This is a genomic window from Mesorhizobium sp. M0028 (assembly GCF_040323855.1).
Lineage (GTDB): Bacteria > Pseudomonadota > Alphaproteobacteria > Rhizobiales > Rhizobiaceae > Mesorhizobium.
The window spans coordinates 1-778 of sequence record NZ_JAMYVG010000053.1 but is presented as its reverse complement, the minus strand read 5'-3'; the positions used below and the strand labels follow the sequence as shown (position 1 = coordinate 778).

Sequence of the window (778 nt, the reverse complement as noted above, 5' to 3'; positions counted from 1 at the left end):
GCCTTGGGGCCGCGCTCAAAGTCGAGCCCGATCGTCTGTCGCGGCTCCTCTACGCGCTCGCCAGCATCGGTCTCCTCGAAGTCAAGGATGGTCAATTTCGCAATGGAGCCGAAGCGTCGGCCTTCCTCGACGCGTCCAAACCGACCTACCGCGGCGGCGATCATGCGCTCCTGCGCGAGCTCTGGGGAGCCGACCTGCTGACCGCAGAGTCGCTGCGACAGAACCGGCCGGCTGCGCTGCACGACTTTTCCGAAGCGGGGCCCGAGGCCGCGGCGGCCTTCAGCCGCCTGCTCGCACCGGGCGGGGTGATTTTCGGCCGACATCTGGCCCGGGAGATGGACCTCTCTGCGATCGGTTCGGTGATCGACATCGGCGGGGGCTCCGGGACCATTCTCGTCGGACTTCGCGAGCGGCGGCCGCAGATTGCGGCGACGCTGATGGAACTCCCAACGGTGGCAGCGGTCGCGCCAGATATCCTGTCAGAATACGGTGCCGACGACGTGGTTGTCGAAGAGGGGGACATAACTGTCGCACCATCGATCGGTCGGCACGACCTGGCGATCCTGAAGGCCGTCGTCCAGGTCCTTCCGCCGGACCAGGCGCGCAGTTCGATCCTGAACGCGGCGCGTTGCCTCACACCCGGAGGCGAGATCGCAATTGCGGGGTGGGGTGTCGTCGATGACGACCGCCTCGGCCCGCCTGAGGGTGTCTTTCTGAATCTCACCTTCTTGAACCTCTATCGCCACGGCGAATCGTACACTGAAGGTCAGTATCGCGC

At 65.7% G+C, this 778-nt stretch carries 1 protein-coding gene; it reads left to right on the top strand.

Annotated elements, in window-relative coordinates:
• On the top strand, positions 1-778 hold a 778-nt coding region (locus NKJ93_RS33520), incomplete at both ends, for a methyltransferase (RefSeq protein ID WP_352593648.1).